Origin of the sequence: Microbacterium sp. NPDC064978, assembly GCF_044543605.1 — a bacterium.
GTDB lineage: Bacteria > Actinomycetota > Actinomycetes > Actinomycetales > Microbacteriaceae > Microbacterium > Microbacterium meiriae.
This window is the reverse complement of the sequence record NZ_JBITWF010000001.1, coordinates 305,898-321,551: the sequence shown is the minus strand read 5'-3', so window position 1 is coordinate 321,551 and position 15,654 is coordinate 305,898. Positions and strand designations below refer to the sequence as shown.

The following is a 15,654-nucleotide window of genomic DNA, read 5'->3' as shown; positions in this document are numbered from 1 at the left end:
GCGCCAGGTTCCCCGCCCGGCGCGACGTGGGTCGAGGAGGACGTCACGATGCCGGCAACCCAGGAAGCACTCGCCCAGCGGCTCCGTGACCGTCTCGCGACCGCAGCGCAGGGTGGCCCCGCGGCCTCCCGCGAGCGACATGTCGCCCGCGGGAAGCTCCTCCCGCGCGACCGCGTCACCCGTCTCCTCGACGAGGACAGCCCGTTCCTCGAGATCGCCCCGCTCGCGGCCGACGGTCTGTACGGCGGGGAGGCGCCGGGGGCCGGTGTCATCGCCGGCATCGGCCTGGTCCACGGCCGGCACGTCATGGTCGTCTGCAACGACGCCACCGTGAAAGGCGGAACGTACTATCCGCTCACCGTGAAGAAGCACCTGCGGGCGCAGGAGATCGCCCTCGAGAACCGTCTGCCGTGCCTCTACCTCGTGGACTCGGGCGGCGCCTTCCTTCCTCGACAGGACGAGGTCTTCCCGGACCGCGAGCACTTCGGACGCATATTCTTCAACCAGGCCCGGCTGTCCGCGCGGGGAATACCGCAGCTCGCGGCGGTCCTCGGATCGTGTACGGCGGGTGGCGCCTACGTTCCCGCGATGAGCGACGAGACCGTCATCGTCCGCGGACAGGGCACGATCTTCCTCGGCGGGCCTCCTCTGGTGAAGGCTGCCATCGGCGAGATCGTCACGGCGGAGGAGCTCGGCGGAGGGGAGCTGCACGCCCGGCGCAGCGGCGTCGTGGATCACCTCGCCGACGACGACGAGCACGCGCTGGAGATCCTCCGCGACATCGTGGCCACGCTGCCGCCGCCGCTCGCCCCGGCCTGGAACGTCGGGGAGAGTCGCGCCCCGGCGGAGATCGGCTCCCTGTACGACGTGGTTCCCGTGGACGTCAACGCCGCGTACGACGTGCGCGAGGTGATCGCACGCCTCGTCGATGGCGACACATTCCATGAGTTCAAGGCCGAGTACGGCACCACACTGGTGACGGGTTTCGCGCGGCTGCACGGCCACCCCGTGGGCATCGTCGCGAACAACGGCGTGCTGTTCAGCGAGTCGGCGCTCAAGGGCGCGCACTTCATCGAGCTCTGCGATCAGCGCGGCATCCCACTGCTCTTCCTGCAGAACATCACCGGGTTCATGGTCGGCTCCGATGCGGAGGCGGGAGGGATCGCGAAGGACGGGGCCAAGATGGTCACGGCGGTGGCGACCACCCGGGTCCCCAAGCTCACCGTCATCATCGGCGGCTCCTTCGGGGCGGGCAACTACTCGATGTGCGGGCGCGCCTACTCGCCGCGATTCCTCTGGACCTGGCCGGCGAGCCGGATCTCGGTGATGGGCGGGCCTCAGGCCGCCTCGGTGCTCGCCACGGTGAAGGACGACCAGCTCGCGGCGCGCGGGGAGGCGTGGACCGCGGAGGAGCGTGCGGCGTTCGAAGAGCCGATCCGGGCGCAGTACGAGGAGCAGGGCGAACCGTACTACGCGACCGCACGGCTGTGGGACGACGGCATCGTCGACCCGGAGCAGACCCGTGACCTCCTCGGTCTCGCCCTGGACGTCGTCGCCCGCAGCCCCCTGCCCGAGCCGCGCTTCGGCGTCTTCCGGATGTGAGCCCCATGTCGCACTCGCCTTCCCTCTCGTTCTCCTCGGCCCTCGTCGCGAACCGCGGCGAGATCGCGCGCCGCATCATCCGGACCCTCCGCGACCTCGGCATCCGCAGCATCGCGGTCTACAGCGATGCAGACGTCGACGCGCCGCACGTCCGCGAGGCGGACGCCGCCGTGCGGATCGGGCCGGCGCCGGCGGCGGAGTCCTACCTCGACATCGACGCCGTCATCGCCGCGGCCCGCGCTTCCGGAGCGGAGGCCGTGCATCCCGGCTACGGATTCCTCTCCGAGAGCGTCGGGCTCGCGGAGGCCTGTGCGGAGAGCGGCATCGTGTTCATCGGCCCGACGGTCGAAGCACTCCAGATCATGGGAGACAAGGCGCGAGCCCGTGAGCATGTGAGCCGCAGCGGCGTGCCGGTGGTGCCGGGGTTCGACGCCAGGGGCCTCTCGGATGCGGAGATCCGCGAGGAGGCGGAGGCGGTCGGGTTCCCGCTCCTCGTCAAGCCGAGTGCCGGCGGGGGTGGGAAGGGTATGGAGGTCGTCGTCGACAGCGCGGGTCTTCCCGGCGCGCTCAGTTCAGCCCGACGCGTCGCGGCATCCGCCTTCGGCGACGATGCGCTCATCCTGGAGCGTCTCATCCGCCGACCGCGTCACATCGAGGTGCAGGTGTTCGGCGATGCGCACGGCACCGTCGTGGCGCTCGGCGAGCGCGAGTGCACGCTCCAGCGTCGTCATCAGAAGGTGATCGAGGAGGCGCCGTCCGCCGGGATCCCGCCCGCGACCCGCGACCGGCTGCTCACGGCAGCCGTGCGCGCCGCGGAGAGCGTCGCCTACGTCGGAGCGGGGACCGTGGAGTTCCTCGTCGACGCCGATGCTCCCGACGACGTCTTCTTCATCGAGATGAACACCCGGCTGCAGGTGGAGCACCCGGTGACCGAGGAGGTCACCGGACTCGACCTCGTCGCACTCCAGCTCCGCATGGCCGACGGACAGCCGCTCGACGTCGCACCCCGGACGACCGGGCATGCCGTCGAGGCCCGTGTGTACGCCGAGTCGCCGGAGCGCGGGTTCCTGCCGTCGACCGGCACCGTGCTGCTCTTCGACCCACCTTCCGGTGTCCGCGTGGACGCGGCCGTGGAATCCGGGAGCGTGGTGAGCGGGTTCTACGACCCGATGATCGCGAAGATCATCGCGTGGGCGGAGGACAGGGCGACAGCGCTGCAGCGACTCGACGATGCCCTCGCCCGCACCGTGGTGCTGGGAGTGGAGACGAACATCGCGTTCCTGCGCCGGCTCCTCCGGGACCGTCGCGTGCTCGAGGGCGACCTCGACACCGGTCTCATCGACACCCTGCTCCCGCTCGAGCCGATGAGCCCGTCGGCGGCGCAGGTCGCGGCAGCTGCCGGACTGGTGGACGCTCGTCGCGAGACCGCCGCATCACCGGGCGGCGCCGGATCGCTGTGGCGCTCCCTCCCCGGGTGGCGTCTGGGGGCAGCACCGCACGCGCCCGAACCCTTCACCCTGCTCACCGACGACGACGACGAGATCGTACGCACGACACCGACGCTGCCCCCGTCCGACCGGGTGTGCGCGGCCCGCGATGCCGAGGGCGCGATATGGGTCTGCGAAGGCGGGCGGACGCTGCGGCTCCGCCCCCTGGATCGCCGCGGCCGGATGCGGAGGCGACTCGCCGCCGCGGAGCGGGAGGCCCGCGCCACCGAGCCCGAGGCGCGCGCCCCCATGCCGGGCGGTGTCGTGGCGGTCCATGTCGAGGACGGGGCGGCCGTCCGCGCGGGAGAGCCTCTCGTATCGATCGAGGCGATGAAGATGGAGCACCCCGTGGTCGCGCCGCACGACGGCGTGGTGCGGATGCTGGTCGCGGTGGGCGATCAGGTGCGGCGCGATCAACCGGTCGCCCGCGTGTCGATGACGGAGGAGGACCGATGATGCACGATCTCACCGAAGAGGAGCGCGAACTCGCCGTGATGGCACGCGAATTCGCCGACACGGTGGTCGCCCCGCAGTCCTACGAGGCGGATCGCACCCACACGCTCTCGATGGACGTCGTGCGGCAGATGGGCGAGCTCGGCCTCTTCGGGCTGCCCTTCCCCGAGGAGTACGGCGGGCAGGGCGGCGACTACATGGCGCTCGGCCTCGCCATCGAGGCTCTGGGACGAGTCGACCAGTCGATCGCGATCACCCTCGAGGCCGGCGTGAGCCTCGGGGCGATGCCCGTCTTCCGCTTCGGCACCGAGGAGCAGAAGCGCGAGCTGCTGCCGGATCTCCTCGCCGGTCGTGCCCTCGCCGGGTTCGGACTCACGGAACCCGAGGCGGGGAGCGATGCCGGGGCGACGCGGACGACAGCGCGGCTCGACGGCGACGAATGGGTGATCGACGGCTCCAAGCAGTTCATCACGAACTCGGGCACCCCGATCACACGGTTCGTGACGGTCACCGCCGTCACCGGTCAGAACGAGGGGCGCAAGGAGATCTCCACGATCATCGTCCCGAGCGGAACGCCGGGGTTCACGGTCGAGCCGCCCTACGACAAGGTGGGCTGGAACGCCTCGGACACGCATCCGCTGACGTTCGACGGGGCACGGGTGCCGGCGGGCAACCTCCTCGGCGAGCGGGGGAGCGGCTTCCGGAACTTCCTCAGCATCCTGGACGAGGGGCGCATCGCGATCGCCGCCCTCTCGACCGGCGCCGCGGAGGGCTGCCTGGAGGCGGCGGTCGACTACGCCAAGAGCCGCACCATCTTCGGCAGCGCCCTCAGCACGCGGCAGAACGCCCAGTTCACCCTGGCGCGCATGCGGGCCCGCGTCCACACGGCACGACTCGCCTGGCACCACGCTGCCCGTCTCCGCGACGCGGGAGAGGCGTTCGCCGAGCAGGCGGCGATCGCGAAGCTCGTCGCCGGGGAGGCCGCGATGGACAACGCTCGCGACGCCACGCAGATCTTCGGAGGCAACGGCTTCATGAACGAGTTCCCGGTGGCGCGCCACTATCGCGACTCCAAGATCCTGGAGATCGGCGAGGGGACCACCGAGGTCCAGCTTCTCGTGATCGCCAGGGCGCTCGGACTCGCCCGGTAGCGTGGAGGCATGACCATGCGCGAGATCGTGCAGCGCGGCCTGTACTACGAGGAGTTCGAGACCGACGTCCGGTACGTACACCGCCCCGGTCGCACGGCTACGGAGGCGGACAACGTCCTCTTCACGACCCTGACGATGAACACTCAGGCGCTGCACCTGGACGCCGCGTTCGCCGATGCCCAGGAGCCCTTCCACGCGCGCCTCATGAACTCCATGTGGACGCTGTCGACGATGGTGGGCTCCTCCGTCGCCCAGCTCACGCAGGGGACGCTGGTGGCGCAGCTCGGCCTCGGCGACATCGCCTTCCCGCACCCGCTGTTCGCCGGCGACACGCTCAGGACCGAGAGCGTCGTCGTCGATAAGCGGCTCTCGTCGTCCCGCCCCGGTCAGGGCGTCGTGCAGATCGCGCACACCGGACGCAATCAGGACGGCACGGTGGTCGCGACGGCCGTCCGCACGGTGCTCGTGCGCTGCCGACCGGAAGGGGAGGCGGTATGACGTTCGAGCTCGGTCCTGCCCTGCTTTTCTGCCCGGCGGACCGCCCCGAGCGCTTCGCGAAGGCGCAGGAGCGGGCCGATGCCGTGATCCTCGACCTGGAGGACGCCGTCCTGCCGGCTGCGAAGGCCGAGGCCCGGAAGAACGTCGTCGCCGCTGACCTCGATCCCGCGCGCGTCATCGTGCGGGTGAACGCCCCGGACTCCGCGGCTTTCGCTGACGACCTCGAGGCCCTGGCACGGTCGCCCTTCCGGACCGTGATGGTGGCGAAGACGGAGAGCGCGGAGAGTCTGGACGCCTTCGGCGCGGACTACTCGCTCCTCGCGCTGTGCGAGACGGCGCGCGGGATCCATGCGGCGCCCGACATCGCCGCGCATCCGACGGTCGCCGGACTGATGTGGGGAGCGGAGGATCTGGTGGCCTCGCTCGGCGGCACGTCATCCCGGAACGACGAGGGCGGGTACCGGGACATCGCCCGCTACGCCCGTTCCCGGGTGCTGCTGGAGGCCGGCGCGTACGGCAAGGCGGCGATCGACGCCGTGCATGTCGACATCGCCGACACGGCAGGGCTGGAGCAGGAGGCGAGGGACGCTGCAGCCTCGGGGTTCCGTGCGACGGCCTGCATCCATCCGAGTCAGGTCGAGGTGATCCGAGCCGCGTACGCACCGGACCCCGAGATCGTGGCCTGGGCACATGCGGTCCTCGCGGCAGCGGCGGAGGAACGGGGTGTGTTCCGCTTCCAGGGGCGCATGGTGGACGAGCCCGTCCTGCGCCACGCGCGCGCCGTGGTCTCCCGCGCCGGCTGACCGTCCCGTCAGAGGACGGGCGTCTCCTCCAGCAGGCGGAGGTAGCCGGGTGCGGCGACGAACCGGTGCGCGGAGCCGTTGCGCAGCACCTCACCGTCGCGGGGGAGCGTGCCGCCGGAGACGTGGTCGATGACGGCGCGGATCACGCCCCCGTGGGTCACGACGAGCACGGACTCGGCCTGCGGCGCCGACCTCCGTCGCGCGTCCCGTGCGATCCGGTGCAGCGCGGCGATGGCACGGACGCCGACCTCGTGCAGCGATTCCGCCCCGGGCACCTCCGCGTGCCAGTCGCCGTAGGTCGAGATGTAGTCGGGAACGAGCATGCCCTCGCCGTCGCCGAACTCCCGTTCCCGGATGTCGGGGACCACGCCCGCGATCTCCAGCCCCAGGCGCTCCGCGATGATGCCGGCGGTCTCGCTCGCTCGCACGAGCGGGCTCGTGTAGACGGCATGGTGCGTCGTGCCGGCGAGCTTCTCCGCCGCCCACCGTGCGTCCTCGCGCCCCGTCTCGTTCAGCGGGATGTCGGTCGACCCCTGGATGCGGCGGGCGAGGTTCCAGTCGGTCTGACCGTGGCGGATGAGAGTGAGATAGGTCACGAGAGCATCTCCTGGAGGGCGGGGAGCACGTCGCTGGTGCCGGCGGCGATGGTGACATCGGCCCAGGCATCCGCGCGGGTCGGCTCGCGATTGACGATGATCAGAGGGATGCCACGCCGACGCGCACGGTTCACGAGGCGCACGCCGGAATTCACGACGAGCGAGGAGCCGGCGACGATGAGCGCATCGCTGGAGCGGAGCAGCGACTCCGCGGCGCGGAAGCGGTCCTGCGGCACGTACTCGCCGAAGAACACCACGTCGGGCTTGAGCATGCCGTCACAGACCGTGCAGGTCGGGACGAGGAAGCCCTCGGTGCTCTCCGGCAGCACGTCGCCGTCCGGGGCCAGGGCCACGTTCTCGGGGACGGTGATCCAGGGATTGCGCTCCTCGATCTGCACGGCGATGTCGCGACGATCGAACACCTGGCCGCAGTGCAGGCAGAGCACCCGGCGCATGGTGCCGTGCACTTCGATGACGTGTGAGCTTCCCGCGCGGAGGTGCAGGCCGTCGACGTTCTGCGTGATGACGCCCGAGACGACGCCTCTGGACTCCATCTCCGCGAGGGCGCGATGGCCGGGATTGGGCGCCGCCTGCGCGAACGCCCGCCAGCCGAGATGACCGCCGACCCAGTAGCGACGACGCGCGGCCTCGTCGCCGAGGTACGTCTGGATCGTCATGGGATTGCTACGCGTGCGCGCGCCCTCGCCGCGGTAGGCGGGGATGCCCGAGTCGGTGGAGATGCCGGCTCCGGTGAGGAGGGCGATCCGCTTGCCGCGCAGCAGGTCGGCGGCGTGGGAGAGCTCTGCCGACGGCTCGGCGGTGTTCGTCACGCTCACAGGACCTCCTCGATCGAGTCTACGGGGCGTGGGGCGGAGGGGAACGGGGATGGCAGAGTGGAGCGGTGGACCTCCAGCATGTGATCGACATCGACGACCCGCGGCTGGACGATTATCGCGGCCTCACCGATACCGCCCTCCGCGCCGTGCGAGAGCCCGCGGAGGGACTCTACATCGCCGAGACCGCCAAGGTGATCGAGCGCGCGCTGACCGCCGGACACGAAGCCCGATCGGTGCTCGTCTCGGCCCGGCGCGTCGACGAGGTCGGCCGGATCATCGGGAAGCGCGGCGTGCCGGTGCTCGTGGTGCCGGAGGAGGTCGCGGAACAGGTCACCGGCTATCAAGTGCACCGTGGGGCCCTCGCCGCGATGCACCGCCCGACTCTGGCGCCGGTCGCGGAGGTGGTACGCGACGCACGTCTGGTGCTGATGCTGGAGGACCTCGGCGATCACACCAACGTCGGTGCGGCCTTCCGTGCCGCCGCCGGGTTGGGGGCCGATGCGGTGCTGGTGTCGCCGCGCTGCGCCGACCCGCTGTACCGGCGGAGCGTGCGGGTGAGCATGGGCACGGTCTTCCAGGTGCCCTGGACCCGGATCGACGACTGGGATGCGGCCGTGGGCGCCCTCCGTGACGAGGGTTTCGACATCGCCGCCCTCGCTCTCAGCGACGCGGCGGTGGATCTCCGGGTCTACGCAGCGCAGCGGCCGGAGAAGGTGGCGCTGCTCCTCGGCGCCGAAGGAGACGGACTCACGCCGACTGCTCTCGACAGCGCGGACACCGTGGTCACGATCCCGATGGCCGGCGGCGTGGATTCGCTCAACGTGGCCTCGGCGGCCGCCGTGGCACTGTGGGCCCTCGCTCCCGCGGAGTGAGGGCGCGTGTCACTCCTTGCCGGGGAAGATGACCGGAGAGGGCTCTGGGCGCTTCGCCGCGATGTGATCCCCCGACGACTGGTGCCGCAGACGGCGGAGCACCCAGGGCACGAGGTGCTCCCGCGCCCAGCCGAGGTCTTCGCCGCGGGCGGCACGCCAGGTACGCAGCGGCAGCGGTTCCGGCTGCATGGCCTCGAGGTCGTTCGGCACGTTGAGGGCGCGGAGCACCATCCGCGCGACCTCGTGGTGGCCGAGGGCGTTGTAGTGCAGGCGGTCATCGTCGAAGAAGCGTGCGTCCTGCACGACCTTCAGCGCCCACTGGTCCGCGACGATGCAGTCGTGCCGCTCCGCGATCGCGCGGATGTTCTCGTTGTAGATCGCGACCTTGCCGCGGAACGGACGGAACACCGGCGTGAATCCGGTGTCGATGCCCGTGAAGAGGATCACGGCTGCACCGGTGGAGGACAGCCGTGCCACCGCGTCTTCGAGCTGCGCGGCGATGGCGTCCGGGTCGGTGCCGGGGCGGATGACGTCGTTGCCGCCGGCGCAGATCGAGATGAGGTCGGGGCGGAGCGCGACGGCGGGTTCGATCTGATCGGCGACGATCTGCGCGATGAGCTTCCCTCGGACGGCAAGGTTGGCGTAGGCGAAGTCGTCCACCTGCTGGGCGAGCACCTCCGCGACGCGGTCGGCCCAGCCGCGGTGTCCACCCGGGGCCGCCGGGTCCGGGTCGCCGATGCCCTCCGTGAACGAGTCGCCGATCGCGACGAACCGTCGCCACGGGTGCGGGGTCTCGTTCGCGACGTACGGGGTCCTGGTCGATTCCTGATCGCTCATCCGACTCTCCTTCGCCAACGCGTGCGCGCACGGTGGTGACCGCCGCGCAGTGACCGAGCCTACCCGTGCCGCCGCTCCCGAGGGAGGACGCACGCGGCGCCCCGGCGGATGCCCCGGTGTCGGTGGGAGCGATTATCGTGGAGTCGATGCTCTCTCCGTCCTTCCCTCAGCGCGCCCCGTGGGGAACGGCGAACAAGCTGCGGGCATGGCAGCAGGAGGCTCTGGATGCGTACTTCCAGGCCGACCAGCGCGACTTCCTCGTGGCCGCCACACCGGGCGCCGGCAAGACCACCTTCGCGCTCACCCTCGCGGTCGAGCTGATGCGCATGGGGGAGGTGAACCGGGTCATCGTCGTGGCTCCGACGGAGCACCTCAAGACCCAGTGGGCCGACGCCGCCGCCCGCGTGCACATCCGGCTCGACCCGCGCTTCCGCAACAGCGACTGGGCACCGGCGCGGCACTATCACGGCGTCGTGGTCACGTACGCGCAGGTCGCGGCGAAGTCCTCGGTGCACCGCCACCTCACGGAGGATGCGAAGACCCTGGTCATCCTCGATGAGGTGCACCACGGCGGCGACGCGCTGAGCTGGGGTGACGCGATCCGCGACGCCTACGGGCCGGCGAAGCGTCGACTGCTGCTGTCCGGGACCCCGTTCCGGAGCGACACGGCGCCGATCCCGTTCGTGGAGTACCTCCCTGATGAGTCCGGGGCACGGGTCTCCAGCACCGACTACGCCTATGGCTACGGGCGTGCCCTCGCGGACGGCGTCGTCCGCCCCGTGCTCTTCCACATGTACGCGGGGAAGATGCGGTGGCGGACGAGTGCCGGCGACGAGCTCGAGACCCATCTGGGACAGGACAACACGAAGGACGTCACGTCGCAGGCCTGGCGCACGGCGCTGGATCCCGAGGGCGACTGGATGCCGGCGGTGCTCTCGGCGGCCGACCGCCGTCTGACCGAGATCAGACACCACATCCCGGATGCCGGCGGACTCGTGCTGGCGACGGATCAGACCGTCGCCAGGGCCTACGCCAAGATCCTGCACAGCATCACGCGCGAGCAGCCGACGATCGTGCTGTCCGACGACGCCACCGCCTCCGAGCGGATCGAGAAGTTCTCCGAAGGCACCGCCCGGTGGATGGTCGCGGTGCGCATGGTGTCGGAGGGCGTCGACGTGCCGCGGCTCGCGGTGGGCGTCTATGCGACCTCCTCGTCCACTCCGCTGTTCTTCGCCCAGGCCATCGGCCGCTTCGTCCGCGCCCGTCGTCGAGGTGAGGCGGCGAGCGTCTTCCTCCCGCACGTCCCCGTGCTGATGAAGCTCGCGAACGAGATGGAGAAGCAGCGTGACCACGCGCTGGATCGGCAGTCCAAGGATGACGACGGTCTCGAGGATTCACTCCTGGAGAGCGCGAACCGTGAGGACGAGGCCTCCGACGCGCTGACCCAGGAGTTCAGCTACCAGGCGATCTCCTCCGTCGCCCACTTCGATCGCATGGTGTTCGACGGCAAGGAGTTCGGCCAGCTCGCGGAGCCGAACACGCCGGAGGAGGAGGAGTTCATCGGCTTCCCGGGTCTCCTCGAACCCGAGCACGTCCACGAGCTCCTCATGCAGCGGCAGGCGCGGCAGTCCCGGCACCGCGAGGTGCGGGAGGCCCAGGCAGAGCCGACGCAGACGACGACGCTCCCTGCGCCGCTGCATCGCACCCTGCGCGAACAGCGCCAGCTCCTGAACAGCCTGGTGGGCCTCTACGCGCGGCAGTCGGGCCAGCCGCACGGTGCTGTGCATGCCGAACTCCGTCGCATCTGCGGCGGACCGGCGGTGGCGCAGGCGACCGTGACGCAGCTGCAGTCCCGCATCGAGGTGCTGCGCAAACGCGTCCGCTCCTGAGCGAGGTCCGGTCGCTGCTTCGGATCCCCGAAATGCTGGCAATCCGTGCCAGGACGCGGCCTGCGCGACACCGCGCGGATAGCGTGGAACGGTTGCCCGGACGCCGGGCACGGTGACACCTGGAGGTTCCATGACAGCCCCTGCCGCAGCCGATTCCACGGCCGCCGATCGACGGCGCTGGGCTCGCTATCTCGTCGAGGAACGGGCGGAGGGCGCCGTGTACCGGCGCCTCGCGTCCCGCCGGTCCGGGGAGGAACGGGCGATCCTGCTCGGGCTCGCCGAGGCCGAGCGCCGGCATGAGAAGCACTGGCTCGATCTGCTGGGCGGAGAACCGGCCCGCCTGCCGCGGGCGGGGGTCCGCTCGCGCCTCCTGGGGTGGATGGCCGGACGCTTCGGCTCGATCTTCGTCCTCGCCCTCGCCCAGAGTGCCGAGGCCCGCTCTCCGTACGACGCCGAGCGCTGGGCCACCCCTGCCATGCGGGCAGACGAGAAGGTCCACCACGAGGTCGTCCGCGGTCTCGCCGCACGCGGGCGTCGGCGCCTCTCCGGTTCCTTCCGCGCTGCCGTCTTCGGCGCGAACGACGGCCTGGTCAGCAACCTCGCGCTCGTGCTCGGCATCGGCGCCACCGGCGTGAGCTCGGGCTTCGTCCTGTTCAGCGGCATCGCCGGGCTCCTCGCCGGTGCGCTGTCCATGGGTGCGGGGGAGTTCGTGTCGGTGCGGTCGCAGCGGGAACTCCTCACCGCGACCGAGGCGAACGAGGATGCGGCGGCGGCCGCCGCCGACCTCGACATCGACGAGAACGAGCTCGCGCTCGTGTACCGCGCCCGCGGCATGGACCAGGGCGAGTCGCTGGCCAGGGCCCGCCGCATCGTCCAGGCGGCGCAGGAGGGTGTCCGACGGGCGGCCACGGGGCCCGTGAGCATCCAGGGTGCGGACGCCCACGAGGTCGTCGGCAGCGACTGGACGGCCGCGATCTCCAGCTTCCTCCTCTTCGCCTCCGGCGCGATCATCCCCGTCCTGCCGTGGATCTTCGGCATGGAGGGCACCGCGGCGATCGTCCTCGCGCTCGTGCTGGTCGGCATCGCTCTGCTCAGCACGGGAGCGATGGTCGGCGTGCTCTCCGGTGGCCCGCCCCTCCGTCGCGCCCTTCGGCAGCTCGCCATCGGGTTCGGCGCGGCGGCGGTGACCTACGCGCTGGGCCTGCTCTTCGGCGTCGGCGCGGTGTGACGGCGCTGTGGTCCCGCCGCGTGCGGGACCGCAGCGCCCCACCGCGACGCACGGGAAACGACGAAGGCCCCGGATCCGTGGATCCGGGGCCTTCGCTCTCTGTGCGCGGAGGGGGACTTGAACCCCCACGCCCTATCGGGCACTAGCACCTCAAGCTAGCGCGTCTACCATTCCGCCACCCGCGCAGGTGTTGGATTTGATCGTTGCCGACCGAAGAATGAGATTAGCACGTTCTCGGAGGCGTCTCGAACCGAGCGTGACGCCCGGGCGTGGCATGCGGTTTCGATAGCCTGAGTCCATGACCGAATCCTCCCTGCCGGAGGTCGCCCGCGTCGCGAGCGACCTCATCCGCTTCGACACCTCCAACTACGGCGGCGGCAACGCGAAGGGGGAGCGGGAAGCCGCCGAGTACGTCGGCGCGTACCTGGAGGAGCTGGGACTCGAGGTCGAGTACCACGAGCCCATCCCGCGGCGCACGAACGTCATGGCACGTGTCCCGGGGCGCGATCGCACCAAGCCGGCTCTCGTCGTGCACGGCCACCTGGACGTCGTGCCTGCGGTCGCCGAGGACTGGACGGTGGATCCGTTCGCCGGCACGGTGCAGGACGGCATGCTGTGGGGCCGCGGCGCGGTCGACATGAAGAACATGGACGCGATGATCCTCACCGCCGTGGCGGACATCCTGCGCGCGGGGGAGCATCCGGAGCGTGACCTCATCCTGGCCTTCTTCGCCGATGAGGAGAACGGCGGCGTGGAGGGCTCCGCGCTCGTCGTGAAGGATCGTCCGGAGTGGTTCGCCGGCGCGACGGCGGCCATCAGCGAGGTCGGCGGCTACTCGATCTCAGTGGACGACCGCCGGGCGTACCTGCTGCAGGTGGGGGAGAAGGCCCTGATCTGGATCCGCCTCGTCGCCACCGGCCGAGCGGGACACGGCAGTCGCCTGCACGACGACAACGCCGTCACGAAACTCGCCGAGGCGGTGGCCGCCATCGGCCGCACGCGGTGGCCGGTCCGGCTCACGCCGACGACGGAGGCGCTGCTCGAGGGTCTGAGTGCGTTGAGCGGCCGGAGCGCCGACGACCCCGACGCCCTCGCCGCCGCGGCCGGTCCGGCAGAAGCCTTCCTGCGGTCGACGTTCCGCACGACGACCAACCCGACGGCCCTCACCGCCGGCTACAAGCACAACGTCATCCCGGAGCGCGCCGAGGCGCTGATCGACGTCCGGGTGATCCCCGGGACCGAGGACGACGTGCTCGCCGAGCTCCAGCGCATCGTCGGCGACGACATCCGGATCGAGACCGTGGTGCGCGACATCGGCATGGAGACGCCGTTCGCGGGGGAGCTCGTCGACGCGATGGTGGCAGCCCTGGGTCGGCACGACCCCGGCGTACCGGTCATCCCGTATCTCCTGGGAGCCGGGACCGACAACAAGGCGCTGGCCACTCTCGGCATCACCGGTTACGGCTTCGCCCCGCTGCGTCTGCCGGCCGATCTCGACTTCACCGGGATGTTCCACGGAGTCGACGAGCGGGTGCCCGTAGACTCACTTGTCTTCGGTCAGCGGGTGCTGGCCGATCTGCTGCGCACGTACTGAGCGGCGTCCACGCGCTCCGTGCCGTCCCGAAAGACGAAGGCCTCTCCATGCACCTGCTCGAAGCACTGATCCTGGGAATCGTCCAGGGTCTCACCGAGTTCCTGCCGATCTCCTCCAGCGCCCACCTGCGCGTCGTCGGGACGTTCCTGCCCTCCGGGGAGGACCCGGGCGCGGCCTTCACCGCCATCACGCAGATCGGCACGGAGGCCGCCGTCGTGGTGTTCTTCTGGCGGGACATCGTCCGCATCATCTCCCAGTGGTTCCGGTCGCTCGCCGGGAAGGTGCCCCGGAACGACCCGGACGCGCGCATGGGATGGCTCATCATCATCGGCAGCATCCCGATCGTGCTGCTCGGGCTGCTCTTCCAGGATCAGATCGAGACCGTCTTCCGGTCACTCTGGATCGTGGCGATCATGCTCATCGTGTTCGGCATCCTCCTGGGCATCGCCGATCACGTCGGGGCCAAGCGCCGGAAGCTCGACGACCTGACCTACCCGCACGGCATCGCCTTCGGGCTCGCCCAGGCACTCGCCCTCATCCCCGGCGTCTCGCGGTCCGGCGGCACGATCACCATGGGTCTCTTCCTCGGCTACGAGCGCGCCGCCGCCGCCCGGTACGCCTTCCTGCTCGCCATCCCTGCCGTGTTCGGCAGCGGCTTCTACCAGCTGTTCAAGAGCTGGGGCGAGCCGTCCTTCTTCTCGCTCGGCGACACGGTGGCCGCGACGGGCGTCGCCTTCGTCGTCGCACTGGGCGTGATCGCGTTCTTCATGAACTGGATCTCGAAGCGCAGCTTCCTGCCGTTCGTGATCTACCGGATCCTGCTCGGCGGCGTGCTGCTCGTGCTGCTCGCGATGGGCGTCATCCCCGCCTCGGCCTGAGCCGAGCCCCGTTCAGCGCTTGCGGTCGCCGCGGCCGTCGTCGCGGCGTCGCAGATAGCGCTCGAAGGCCTGGGCGATCGCGTCTCCCGAGGCGTCGGGGGAGTCCCACGTGTCGCGCGTCCGCTCCAGCTGCCGGATGTACTCCGCCATCTCCTCGTCCTCGGACGCGGCGGCATCGATCGACGCCTCCCAGGCCGCGGCTTCCGTGCGGAGGTGCCGGCGGTCCACATCCACACCGGTCAGCTCCTCGAGACGGTCGAGAAGCGCGAGGGTGACCTTCGGCGACGGGGCGGCCGAGGCGACGTAGTGCGGGACGCTCGCCCAGAGGCTCACGGAGGGGATCCCCGCGTTCTCGGCGAAGTGCTCGAGCACGGTGAGGATGCCGACGGGGCCCTCGTACACCGACCGCTCCAGGGCGTGTGCCTCGCGGACCTGCTCGTTCTGGCTCGACGCGAAGATCGAGATCGGGCGGGTATGCGGGACGTCGGAGAGCATGGCGCCGAGGGTCACGAAGCCGGTGATGTCGTCGCGCAGGGCGACGTCGATGAACTCGGACGCGAACGCCTGCCAGGTGCGCGCGGGCTCGGCACCGGTGAGCAGCCAGAACTCGGGGCCGGGGCCCGGATAACGCGGGCGCCACAGCCCGGCCTCGGGCCACGTCATCTGACGGCGTCCCTCGGCATCGAGTCGGGTCGCCGGCCGGGTGTACTGGTAGTCGAAGTAGAGCTCCGGATCGACCGAGTGCACGAGGTCGTAGCCGCCCGCCGCCTGCAGCGCGCCGACGGCTCCGGTCGCGGCCTCACCGGCGTCGTTCCAGCCGTCGAAGGCGGCGATGATGATGCGTGAACCGAGAACGTCCATGCCGTGCTCCCTTCGAGGTCGAGGATTCGATCCCCCCAGGCTAGCCCGCGTCGAGGGGATGTGGGCGGG

Annotated in this window: 14 protein-coding genes and 1 tRNA gene; 10 read left to right on the top strand and 5 right to left on the bottom strand. The window is 70.7% G+C overall.

The annotated features are described in order from the left end of the window. Positions 1-48 precede the first annotated feature (48 nt). From ACIGJI_RS01575 to ACIGJI_RS01555, 5 genes are read left to right on the top strand one after another with little or no spacing between them, the layout of a single operon-like run. Positions 49-1,602 (top strand): carboxyl transferase domain-containing protein, encoded by a 1,554-nt coding sequence (locus ACIGJI_RS01575; protein ID WP_363444035.1) that lies wholly within the window; start codon positions 49-51, stop codon positions 1,600-1,602. 5 nt (positions 1,603-1,607) lie between these two features. After that, entirely contained in the window at positions 1,608-3,545 is a 1,938-nt protein-coding gene (locus ACIGJI_RS01570; RefSeq protein ID WP_363444032.1) for a biotin carboxylase N-terminal domain-containing protein, read from the top strand. Next, the gene (locus ACIGJI_RS01565) at positions 3,545-4,693 is read left to right on the top strand and encodes an acyl-CoA dehydrogenase family protein (protein WP_363444581.1); all 1,149 of its coding nucleotides are present in this window, start codon (positions 3,545-3,547) and stop codon (positions 4,691-4,693) included. Before ACIGJI_RS01570 ends, ACIGJI_RS01565 begins: the two co-directional genes overlap by 1 nt. Positions 4,694-4,702: 9 nt before the next feature. After that, on the top strand, positions 4,703-5,191 hold the full coding sequence (locus tag ACIGJI_RS01560; protein WP_363444029.1) for a MaoC family dehydratase: 489 nt from the start codon (positions 4,703-4,705) through the stop codon (positions 5,189-5,191). Next, positions 5,188-5,994, top strand: a complete 807-nt coding sequence (locus tag ACIGJI_RS01555) for a CoA ester lyase (RefSeq protein WP_363444026.1) — start codon at positions 5,188-5,190, stop codon at positions 5,992-5,994. The genes ACIGJI_RS01560 and ACIGJI_RS01555 overlap by 4 nt, the downstream gene beginning before the upstream one ends. 8 nt (positions 5,995-6,002) lie before the next feature. Here ACIGJI_RS01555 and ACIGJI_RS01550 read toward each other — a convergent pair whose 3' ends face one another. Then, a complete protein-coding gene (locus ACIGJI_RS01550; protein WP_060922608.1) occupies positions 6,003-6,590 on the bottom strand; it encodes a histidine phosphatase family protein in 588 nt (195 codons plus the stop codon). Beyond that, on the bottom strand, positions 6,587-7,426 hold the full coding sequence (locus ACIGJI_RS01545; protein ID WP_187664051.1) for a Sir2 family NAD-dependent protein deacetylase: 840 nt from the start codon (positions 7,424-7,426) through the stop codon (positions 6,587-6,589). The genes ACIGJI_RS01550 and ACIGJI_RS01545 overlap by 4 nt, the downstream gene beginning before the upstream one ends. Before the next feature lie 65 nt (positions 7,427-7,491). Here ACIGJI_RS01545 and ACIGJI_RS01540 point away from each other — a divergent pair, with 65 nt between their 5' ends. Further along, entirely contained in the window at positions 7,492-8,298 is an 807-nt protein-coding gene (locus ACIGJI_RS01540) for an RNA methyltransferase (RefSeq protein ID WP_363444023.1), read from the top strand. Between the two features lie 9 nt (positions 8,299-8,307). On the opposite strand, the gene ACIGJI_RS01535 is transcribed toward ACIGJI_RS01540, so the two are convergent. Continuing rightward, positions 8,308-9,135 carry an SGNH/GDSL hydrolase family protein gene (locus ACIGJI_RS01535; protein WP_259951537.1) on the bottom strand — a complete coding sequence of 276 codons (828 nt, stop codon included), beginning with the start codon at positions 9,133-9,135 and terminating at the stop codon, positions 8,308-8,310. 146 nt (positions 9,136-9,281) lie between these two features. Here ACIGJI_RS01535 and ACIGJI_RS01530 point away from each other — a divergent pair, with 146 nt between their 5' ends. Further along, positions 9,282-11,024: a DEAD/DEAH box helicase gene (locus ACIGJI_RS01530; protein ID WP_187664054.1), complete on the top strand. Its 1,743-nt coding sequence runs from the start codon at positions 9,282-9,284 to the stop codon at positions 11,022-11,024. A gap of 130 nt (positions 11,025-11,154) precedes the next feature. Continuing rightward, entirely contained in the window at positions 11,155-12,252 is a 1,098-nt protein-coding gene (locus ACIGJI_RS01525) for a VIT1/CCC1 family protein (RefSeq protein WP_363444020.1), read from the top strand. 102 nt (positions 12,253-12,354) lie between these two features. Here the strand turns inward: ACIGJI_RS01525 and ACIGJI_RS01520 are convergent. Then, positions 12,355-12,437: transfer RNA gene (locus tag ACIGJI_RS01520), tRNA-Leu, on the bottom strand. A gap of 113 nt (positions 12,438-12,550) precedes the next feature. Here ACIGJI_RS01520 and ACIGJI_RS01515 point away from each other — a divergent pair. Beyond that, positions 12,551-13,846, top strand: a complete 1,296-nt coding sequence (locus tag ACIGJI_RS01515; protein WP_363444017.1) for a M20/M25/M40 family metallo-hydrolase — start codon at positions 12,551-12,553, stop codon at positions 13,844-13,846. A 47-nt stretch (positions 13,847-13,893) separates the two neighbouring features. Next, a complete protein-coding gene (locus ACIGJI_RS01510) occupies positions 13,894-14,724 on the top strand; it encodes an undecaprenyl-diphosphate phosphatase (RefSeq protein ID WP_136052801.1) in 831 nt (276 codons plus the stop codon). 12 nt (positions 14,725-14,736) lie between these two features. Here the strand turns inward: ACIGJI_RS01510 and ACIGJI_RS01505 are convergent, their stop codons facing one another. Beyond that, positions 14,737-15,585 (bottom strand): PAC2 family protein, encoded by an 849-nt coding sequence (locus tag ACIGJI_RS01505; protein WP_292795165.1) that lies wholly within the window; start codon positions 15,583-15,585, stop codon positions 14,737-14,739. Positions 15,586-15,654 lie beyond the last annotated feature (69 nt).

Bases quoted from the DNA above. Each gene is read 5' to 3' on its own strand.
- ACIGJI_RS01505 (WP_292795165.1), bottom strand. From the start codon at position 15,585: ATGGACGTTCTCGGTTCACGCATCATCATCGCCGCCTTCGACGGCTGG.
- ACIGJI_RS01515 (WP_363444017.1), top strand. From the start codon at position 12,551: ATGACCGAATCCTCCCTGCCGGAGGTCGCCCGCGTCGCGAGCGACCTC.
- ACIGJI_RS01555 (WP_363444026.1), top strand. From the start codon at position 5,188: ATGACGTTCGAGCTCGGTCCTGCCCTGCTTTTCTGCCCGGCGGACCGC.
- ACIGJI_RS01575 (WP_363444035.1), top strand. From the start codon at position 49: ATGCCGGCAACCCAGGAAGCACTCGCCCAGCGGCTCCGTGACCGTCTC.
- ACIGJI_RS01560 (WP_363444029.1), top strand. From the start codon at position 4,703: ATGACCATGCGCGAGATCGTGCAGCGCGGCCTGTACTACGAGGAGTTC.
- ACIGJI_RS01530 (WP_187664054.1), top strand. From the start codon at position 9,282: ATGCTCTCTCCGTCCTTCCCTCAGCGCGCCCCGTGGGGAACGGCGAAC.
- ACIGJI_RS01510 (WP_136052801.1), top strand. From the start codon at position 13,894: ATGCACCTGCTCGAAGCACTGATCCTGGGAATCGTCCAGGGTCTCACC.
- ACIGJI_RS01565 (WP_363444581.1), top strand. From the start codon at position 3,545: ATGCACGATCTCACCGAAGAGGAGCGCGAACTCGCCGTGATGGCACGC.
- ACIGJI_RS01570 (WP_363444032.1), top strand. From the start codon at position 1,608: ATGTCGCACTCGCCTTCCCTCTCGTTCTCCTCGGCCCTCGTCGCGAAC.
- ACIGJI_RS01535 (WP_259951537.1), bottom strand. From the start codon at position 9,135: ATGAGCGATCAGGAATCGACCAGGACCCCGTACGTCGCGAACGAGACC.
- ACIGJI_RS01525 (WP_363444020.1), top strand. From the start codon at position 11,155: ATGACAGCCCCTGCCGCAGCCGATTCCACGGCCGCCGATCGACGGCGC.